Source organism: Komagataeibacter sp. NFXK3, assembly GCF_054182245.1.
This window is the reverse complement of record NZ_JAPIVJ010000041.1, coordinates 1-7,450: the sequence shown is the minus strand read 5'-3', so window position 1 is coordinate 7,450 and position 7,450 is coordinate 1. Positions and strand designations below refer to the sequence as shown.

The 7,450-nt window shown below is 55.9% G+C and carries 14 protein-coding genes; 13 read left to right on the top strand and 1 reads right to left on the bottom strand.

Annotated features, from left to right (window positions below; translation table 11 throughout):
* Positions 1–130 precede the first annotated feature (130 nt).
* The 5 genes from OQZ28_RS16875 (at position 131) to OQZ28_RS16855 (ending at position 2,463) form a co-directional block, all read left to right on the top strand.
* Positions 131–709 carry a tyrosine-type recombinase/integrase gene (locus tag OQZ28_RS16875; protein WP_232276024.1) on the top strand — a complete coding sequence of 193 codons (579 nt, stop codon included), beginning with the start codon at positions 131–133 and terminating at the stop codon, positions 707–709.
* A gap of 45 nt (positions 710–754) precedes the next feature.
* Positions 755–1,009: a ribbon-helix-helix domain-containing protein gene (locus tag OQZ28_RS16870; protein ID WP_010517099.1), complete on the top strand. Its 255-nt coding sequence runs from the start codon at positions 755–757 to the stop codon at positions 1,007–1,009.
* A gap of 3 nt (positions 1,010–1,012) precedes the next feature.
* Positions 1,013–1,201, top strand: a complete 189-nt coding sequence (locus OQZ28_RS16865; protein ID WP_010517100.1) for a PIN domain-containing protein — start codon at positions 1,013–1,015, stop codon at positions 1,199–1,201.
* Between the two features lie 317 nt (positions 1,202–1,518).
* The gene (parA, locus tag OQZ28_RS16860) at positions 1,519–2,178 is read left to right on the top strand and encodes a ParA family partition ATPase (protein ID WP_010517102.1); all 660 of its coding nucleotides are present in this window, start codon (positions 1,519–1,521) and stop codon (positions 2,176–2,178) included.
* A 27-nt stretch (positions 2,179–2,205) separates the two neighbouring features.
* Entirely contained in the window at positions 2,206–2,463 is a 258-nt protein-coding gene (locus OQZ28_RS16855; RefSeq protein WP_081500038.1) for a ribbon-helix-helix domain-containing protein, read from the top strand.
* Between the two features lie 40 nt (positions 2,464–2,503).
* Here the strand turns inward: OQZ28_RS16855 and OQZ28_RS16850 are convergent, their stop codons facing one another.
* Entirely contained in the window at positions 2,504–3,559 is a 1,056-nt protein-coding gene (locus OQZ28_RS16850; protein WP_019092487.1) for a replication initiator protein A, read from the bottom strand.
* 801 nt (positions 3,560–4,360) lie between these two features.
* Here OQZ28_RS16850 and OQZ28_RS16845 point away from each other — a divergent pair.
* From OQZ28_RS16845 to OQZ28_RS16810, 8 genes are all read left to right on the top strand, one after another.
* Positions 4,361–4,540: a type II toxin-antitoxin system HicA family toxin gene (locus OQZ28_RS16845; RefSeq protein ID WP_019087453.1), complete on the top strand. Its 180-nt coding sequence runs from the start codon at positions 4,361–4,363 to the stop codon at positions 4,538–4,540.
* A gap of 10 nt (positions 4,541–4,550) precedes the next feature.
* The gene (locus OQZ28_RS16840; RefSeq protein WP_010518062.1) at positions 4,551–4,967 is read left to right on the top strand and encodes a type II toxin-antitoxin system HicB family antitoxin; all 417 of its coding nucleotides are present in this window, start codon (positions 4,551–4,553) and stop codon (positions 4,965–4,967) included.
* 76 nt (positions 4,968–5,043) lie between these two features.
* Positions 5,044–5,298 carry a hypothetical protein gene (locus OQZ28_RS16835; RefSeq protein ID WP_110532029.1) on the top strand — a complete coding sequence of 85 codons (255 nt, stop codon included), beginning with the start codon at positions 5,044–5,046 and terminating at the stop codon, positions 5,296–5,298.
* A 97-nt stretch (positions 5,299–5,395) separates the two neighbouring features.
* A complete protein-coding gene (locus tag OQZ28_RS16830) occupies positions 5,396–5,653 on the top strand; it encodes a FitA-like ribbon-helix-helix domain-containing protein (protein ID WP_235721116.1) in 258 nt (85 codons plus the stop codon).
* A complete protein-coding gene (locus OQZ28_RS16825; protein WP_235721115.1) occupies positions 5,650–5,835 on the top strand; it encodes a PIN domain-containing protein in 186 nt (61 codons plus the stop codon). Before OQZ28_RS16830 ends, OQZ28_RS16825 begins: the two co-directional genes overlap by 4 nt.
* A 62-nt stretch (positions 5,836–5,897) precedes the next feature.
* Positions 5,898–6,215 carry a hypothetical protein gene (locus OQZ28_RS16820; RefSeq protein ID WP_158003675.1) on the top strand — a complete coding sequence of 106 codons (318 nt, stop codon included), beginning with the start codon at positions 5,898–5,900 and terminating at the stop codon, positions 6,213–6,215.
* Between the two features lie 61 nt (positions 6,216–6,276).
* On the top strand, positions 6,277–6,636 hold the full coding sequence (locus tag OQZ28_RS16815) for a helix-turn-helix domain-containing protein (protein WP_239019504.1): 360 nt from the start codon (positions 6,277–6,279) through the stop codon (positions 6,634–6,636).
* Positions 6,637–6,728: 92 nt separating this feature from the next.
* Complete coding sequence (locus OQZ28_RS16810; protein ID WP_110532025.1) at positions 6,729–7,124, top strand: DUF2442 domain-containing protein; 396 nt, start codon at positions 6,729–6,731, stop codon at positions 7,122–7,124.
* Positions 7,125–7,450: the final 326 nt, after the last annotated feature.

Sequence of the window (7,450 nt, the reverse complement as noted above, 5' to 3'; positions counted from 1 at the left end):
CCGAAGCTGGCGCGTTACGACCGCTTCGGGTACCTGCATCCCTACTTGTTGCGTGAACCTCAATGTGGCCAGTTCTACAGGTGTTCACTCCAAGCGTACGTAAAATACACTTTCGTGTCGTGATCCCGGGATGCAGCTGTTCGACCGCGACGGGAGCCGCAAATACCTCACGGTTGCCGAGCGGGCGCGGTTCCTGCGCGCGGCCGAGCAGGCGCCGCGCGAGGCCCGCACGCTGTGCATGACCCTGGCCTGGTCGGGCTGCCGCCTGTCCGAGGCCCTTGCCCTCACGGCGGACCGGGTGGACCTGGCCGGCGGCGTGCTGGTGTTCGCCACGCTCAAGAAGCGCCAGGACGGGATCTATCGCGCCGTGCCGGTGCCCCCGTCCCTGCTCGAGGCCCTGGACCTGGTGCATGGCATCCGCGAGGCCCAGCGCCGGCGAGGGCGTGGAGCGGCTGTCCGGCTGTGGCCCTGGTCCCGCATGACCGGCTGGCGGGCGGTGCACGCGGTCATGGCCGCCGCCGGCCTGTCCGGCCCGGCCGCGTCCCCCAAGGGCCTGCGCCATGCCTTCGGCGTCGCCGCCGTCTCCAGCGGCATCCCCCTCAACATGGTGCAGAAATGGCTCGGCCACGCCCAGCTCTCCACCACCGCCATCTACGCCGATGCCGTCGGCGCCGAGGAGCAGGATATCGCACGGAAAATGTGGGGGTAATGCATTTTGCGAAAGGGAAATCACAACAAGCGTATAAGCACCGACATGTCGACTGATATGGTCCGCTGGACGGTTTCGGTCTCCCGCGAAACCGATATCGCCGTACGTGGTTTCCTGGCGCAGCATGGCATGAAGAAAGGCGACCTGTCGCGCTTCATCGAGGAGGCAGTGCGCTGGCGTGTGTTCGACAGGACGATGGCGGAAGCCCGGAGTGGGTTCGCAGATATGGAGCCGGACGCGCTGGAGGACCTGATCGGTGAGGCCGTGACCGCCACGCTGGCAACAGACAAGTCCAGCTAAAGCGTGCGTCTGGCCACCAAGACCAATCTTCTCATCAGTGCCCTGCTTTTTGAAAAATCCCTGCCAGCGTATCTGCTCGGGCTATGGCAGGCAGGACAATGCGAGTTACTGACTTCGACCGAGCAGCTAGACGAACTGCGGCACGTGACCCGGTATCTCAAGATCCTCGCTCATCTGCCGCCTGCCCTCTGATCAATGAAGGTCGGGACTTGACAGCTCTCATTGCGGATCAGCCAGAACATTATTAGGCTATTGTATATAGAGCAAATATGATGTCAGCATGCTCTCATGCTCTCATGCTCTCATGCTCTCATGCTCTCATGCTCTCATGCTCTCATGCTCTCATGCTCTCATGTTAACACGATGACATTGAAATGAGTGCCAACACATCGGCTGGAGATATATGAAATGTTCGGTTCGATTAAATTATTCGTTTTTTGTGAGTTAGATATTGAGTTATCAAAATATCATGATAATGAGTTAATATGTTAACACGGAAACATGGTGGCATGAAAACAATCGCGATCATTAGTCAGAAGGGGGGGGCTGGGAAGACGACGCTTGCCCTGCACCTGGCGACCAGTGCCAGTGCCGCTGGATACGTTTCTCTTATCCTCGATACAGACCCTCAAGCGACTGCAAGTTCATGGAAAGCGTGGCGAGGGGATGCCGACCCGGATGTGGTGGATTGTGCAGCCCACGCCTTGTTATCAAGAAAGCTGGAGCAAGCCTCTGAACTAGGCGCAGAGCTATCAATAATAGATACCCCGCCTCATGCCGATATTATGGCGCGTGAGGCGTGCCGTGTCGCTGACTTCTTATTGATTCCATGTAGACCACGCGCTTTCGATATGGATGCTGTCAGAACAACGGCAGAACTTGTGCGAGCCAGTGGCAAGCCTGCCTTTGTGATTTTTACTGCAGGGCCTCCTCGTGCGCCTCAAGTTTATAGAGAGGCGGCTGCGGTCGTGGCGCAGTTCGGCATCCCTGTTGCTCCTGTTGTCTTGTCAGAGCGTGCGATTTTTCATCATAGCGTTGGTTCCGGTCAGACTGCGCAGGAAGCGGAGCCGGAAAGCAAGGCTGCTGCTGATGTGGCACGGTTGTGGAATTGGGTGTGTGATCAAGTTAACATGCCATCACACAAACAAGATGATACAAAAACACGTTAGCAAATTTCTAAGTTAAGGACGTACAGCATGAGTCGGTTTGCTGGTCTCAAAAAGACGGTCGCGCCATCGGTTGTGGAACCGGAAGCGCAAGCAGTGGTAGAGAAAGCCCGCCCGCGCAATCCGAGAGAAGGTAAGCGGGCTGTGGTGGGATATTTTTCCCCAGCGGTTAGCAAGGGACTACATCAACTCGCCCTTGATACTGATACAACTATTCAGGGTTTGATTGGGGAAGCCATTGATGACCTGATGCGTAAGCACGGGCGCCATCCTTTTGGAGAGCGCTGACCCCTATTTCACGTAGAAGTATGCTTGTATATTTGCACAATCAGGGTTGACCGCGCTTAGCAAACCACGTCTCGCAGAACTTGATGAAATGCCGCTCGGGATTCTTCGGGGCGATCTCGTTATCACCCAGCCACATACGCCATTCTCTTTCGAGATGGTGTACATCCCAACCTGGTGCGACGTTCCGAGCATCCCCGTAAATATCAGGATCGAGCGCGCCCATCCAAGCCTCTGCTGCGGGCTCGGCAGCTTTCATCGTGCCGCGATTGATAAATGTTACCATGTCTTTCTGGAGATCGAATTCGACACGGTAATCTGGCAGATGATCGCTCGCTGCGAGATTTTTTATCATCTGTCGGAATAGCTTTTCTGGGCTTTGAGAGCCTGATTTTTTCAACAGAATCTCAAGAGAGACTTTCCATGCTGTTTGCTGACCGCAATGCTTGCGGGCTAGTTCATAAACGCGTCGTTCCAACGGTTTGCGTAGCCGGAAATAATCACGGTGTAGTGTCAGAACATCATTGCTCTTGATTGCGTTAAAGACCCAATCCGACAGCTTGATTTCGCAATGCAACAGGCGGCCGTCGAGGCCGAGTTTACGGCGGATGGATGAAGCGTCGATCAGGCCAAAACCGTCCACCTGTTCTTCGTCGCCTGTGACAATGTTGGTGCGGATACGGGTTCCCTCAAGGCGGTCGAGGGCTTCGATGAGGGCCTTATAGTCTTTACCTGCCGTACCGCGATTGGTGAAGATAAGTAAGTCACGGCTGCTGATCCGCACCCGTTGCGATACCTTCTCCCCGGCTTTTAGCTTCGCCATGATCTGTGAAATGCAGTAGATCAAAATATCCTTGTCGTAGATTGTAGCAAGACCCTTCACGCTTGGCGTGATTTCCAGCCATTGCCCATTATGCTCATAGCGGCGAATGGAAGTCTCAGGTTTTTTGGACAAGGAATAGAACGGATGCTCCATTTGGGGCATCACATCCTTAAGTACCGCATCTGCCACGTCGCAGATGAACAGGTCATGCTGAGGATGACGCTCCGGTAAAAGAGCCTCATAAACAACTGGCTGATTCGGGGTTTCAGATACCATAACTTACGTTCGGGGTTTCAGATACTCGTGTCAAGTGATTCGGGGTTTTAAATACCGGAAGCAAGATTCGGGGTTTCAGATACCAAGATTCGGGGTTTTAAATACCAAGATTCGGGGTTTTAAATACCAAAACAGCGGAATTATGATAATTTATCTTTTTAAATCATCTGCTTATGGACCCATTGGAATCCCTTAACACAGAATCTAACACATATTTAACACCGTCTTTGGTTTCTCATCCTGTGGATAATTTCTCAAATCCTAAAAATTCCAAATTTAAATTTGATCACCGCCTCTTGGGGGCTCTGCCCCCGCCGGCTCGCGGCCTACGGCCGCCCCGATCGCGCTTCGCGCGATCTCCCACCCGGCATCCCCCTGCTCGCCCTTTCCGGGCTGCGCTAAACGGACACGCCTTCGGCGTGAAAATATCATATGACAATGCGATAAACGCATCCTCCCCGCCTGCGTCGGCACCTTCGGCGCCCTACGGGGCTCCCGCTCCGCGCTCGCCCGACACCTGCAACGCCAGAAAAACCGGGCAAGACCGCAATCTGCTCAAGACACAACGGAGTTCAAACGGTCATTCAGCGACTCACATGTTGCAGCATGCCCACCAGGCGCTACAGGACGACCATACAGGCGTTACCAAACGTGGTGACTAGTTGGGGTAGACCATAGAGGGAATTACGCTCTGTACGGCCTCCCAGAGTGCTCTACGGGCATTGCAGGGAATTGACGGCCTGGTCACATCCTTTTACCTGCCTTCTTGAACAGGGGGCAGGCCATGTGTATGATGTGTAAATAAAGAGTGCCGATCTGATCCGGGAGCTGGAAAAAGCAGGCTGGAAGCTGGATCGCGTGCGCGGTTCACACAACGTCTTCAAACATCCATCGCGACCAGGGATCGTGGTCGTCCCTCATCCCAAAAAGGATCTGGGCACCGGTCTGGTTGCCGCCATCCGCAAACAGGCGGGTCTCTAGGAGGATCATCATGCGCTATCCGGTTGTTATCGAACGGGGCAGCGAGACAACGGCATTTGGCGTTGTCTTTCCTGACCTCCCCGGCTGCTTTTCGGCAGGCGACACGCTCGATGAAGCCATTTCCAATGCGGAAGAGGCCGCTGCGGCATGGATCGACGCCACGCTGGATGCCGGAGAGGCTGTGCCTTCTCCCAGCACGCTCGACGCCATCCAGAACAACCCGGATTATGAGGGCTGGACAGTGGGCTTTGTCACCATTGATCCGGCCGTCCTCGATGACCGGGTGGAACGGGCGAACATCTCCCTTCCCCGGCGCGTTCTGGAGCGGCTGGATGCGCTTGCCAGATCATCCCATGAGAGCCGTTCCGGCATGATCGCGGCCATGACCCTGCAGGCAAGGCTTAAGCCGGTGGTCAGGAGCAAATGAACAACCAGAACAGGGGAGATCGGGCGATGTAGGTACGCCCGGAAATCACTCCGTGCGTCATGGAGGGGAAGCTCCCATGTCTCGCACCTATCATCACAGCCGTAGACACGGCCGGAACCATCGCTGGGCCAACCGGCCGGATCGCTGTGGCTATGGAGGCTCACGTGATGCCTCTGAATCTCCAAACTGGTACAGCCATCTGCACGATATCCGCCCTGGCCGTCATCATGACAGGCATATTGCCCACCTGATCATCAAGGGCGATCTCGATCCTCTCGAGGCGGTCTTTCCGTATACCGGAACCCGACGCCCCCACGAATATTACTGGTAATCTTCAGCGCGGGATTTCGTCTCTTCCCTCAAATACCCTAACCTGACCTGATGATTGAAGAACGCGCAGTCAATGACTGCAATGCTGTCATTGCCTAATGGAGGTTCCCGTGGCCGTCATGACCATCCGCAATCTCGATGACAGTCTCAAGCACAGGCTTCGTCTGCGCGCAGCACAGCATGGGCGTTCCATGGAGGAAGAGGTGCGCGATATCCTGCGCTCGACTCTTTCCGCTGAAGTGTCGCAGGGGGTGGATGCCGGTCAGGCCATCTACCAGCGTTTTGCCGGGCTGGGCGGGGTAGACCTGCCTGCCGTGTCCCGTGAGGCCATCAGGGATGTGGATTTCGGAGTGTGATCATTCTCGACACCAACATCCTCTCCGAACTGATGCGCTCCGGGCCTGACGGGGCGGTGCTGGCCTGGATGTCCCGTCAGTCCATGATGACCATCTTCATTACGACCATGACCCAGGCCGATATCCTGTATGGGCGGGCGCTGCTATCGGAAGGACGACGGCGGGATCTGCTTGAATTATAGGTTCATTGAACCTATAATTTAGCATGAGGCCACGGTGGACAGTCGAAGACCTGTCATTCGAAATGGACGATGACCAGAGCAGTGATCCGATCGCAACCCTGGTTATTCAGGCTCCTGGTGTCGTTCTGATGGTCATGGCTGAATTCAGTGTCGATCGATCCCAAGGATTCATGAAGCTGGCCAAGACTCACATCCACGGTGCAACAGCCAATGGGGTCGGGTTCGCCAATCTGAAAACGATCGCACAGGCCGTTCTGGAAGGAATGGATCTCGATGAAATCATCATTGAAGGCGGAATTCGCACGACTGGGGCCTGTCCGGGCCATATCCCGCGTCCGTTCCGGTTCACGCGCCAGATTCGCCCTGACCCTGACGCGTGAGGGATGGCCTGATCTCAATTCCATTGCCGTCACGATGGCGCTGTCCAGGCGTGGCCTGACGATGCTGGCCGCCAAGAAGACGGTGGAAGACCTCATCAGGCAATCCTCGGAACAGGCGGAAGGGCATGCAATCGTTCTGCTGCCCATGACTGACACGATCGAGGCGGTTATCTCCGACCTTGCAAAGGCCGGGATCAGGGCGATCCATGTCGATCACAAGGCCGATGTGGATGTGGCCCTGATTCGTCGGCGTCTGAAGCTCAGTCGCCGACAGTTCGCGCTCTGGTATGGTCTGGAAGAGGAAACCATCAAAGGATGGGAAAGCGGGGAACGTACGCCAGATACCGCTGCAAAAAGTTATCTGCGGGCCATTTCCAATCGGCCGGAAGCCGTGCGTGAAGCCTACGCCCATACGGAGTAAATTTCGACAGGTCCGGCTTGTTCTGGATCCTCAGGTCCCATTTCTCCCGATACCGCCGGGGCGTCGGTCATAGGAAGCGGCGGGGAAGAGACATGATGAATAAAGTGGACTATCAGGCTGTTCGTGAAGCAGGTGCGCTCCATAGAGCGACTGTTCCCCATGTGGTGTCTGCAAGGTTTATCCGTGTACGCCGCGCCATTCACGTCACGCTCTCGAATGGCGTTGAGATGAGTGTGCCAGTGGACTTGTTGCAGGGTTTGCAGGGCGCTTCCCTGAATGATCTGGCCAAGATCGAGATGACCCCGCTTGGTAACGGCCTTCACTGGCCCCGCCTTGATGCCGATGTTCTGGTCGAAGGCCTGATCCACGATATCTACGGTTCCCGAAGCTGGATGGCAGCACAAATGGGATGTGCAGGGGGATCGTCCGCCAGTAATGCCAAGGCGGCGGCCGGAATGGTGCCAAGGGCGGTCGGCCGAAAAAGGTAGCGATAAGACACGGTAACGACCCATGAGCTGCGAAGCATATGAAAACGGGCTCTGCTCAAGGCATTATGGGGTGTGGACGCCAGCATGCTCTCCCGGTTGAATATGACTGAGCGGGACGTGCGCATTGGCGGCTTGGCGTGCAGATCGTGCGGTGCCTTCAAACAATGAGTTCCTGCTCAACCAGAAACATTAAACCTGAGTGTTAAGCGGCATGGAAAAGTGACCCCTTCGGAAGGGGGACAGGCAGCCAAAAACGACCCCTTTCTGAGAAACGGGTTCACGATGGCCTTCATGCTGAATGGAGGCCCGGTTTGGGATGCTTGTTG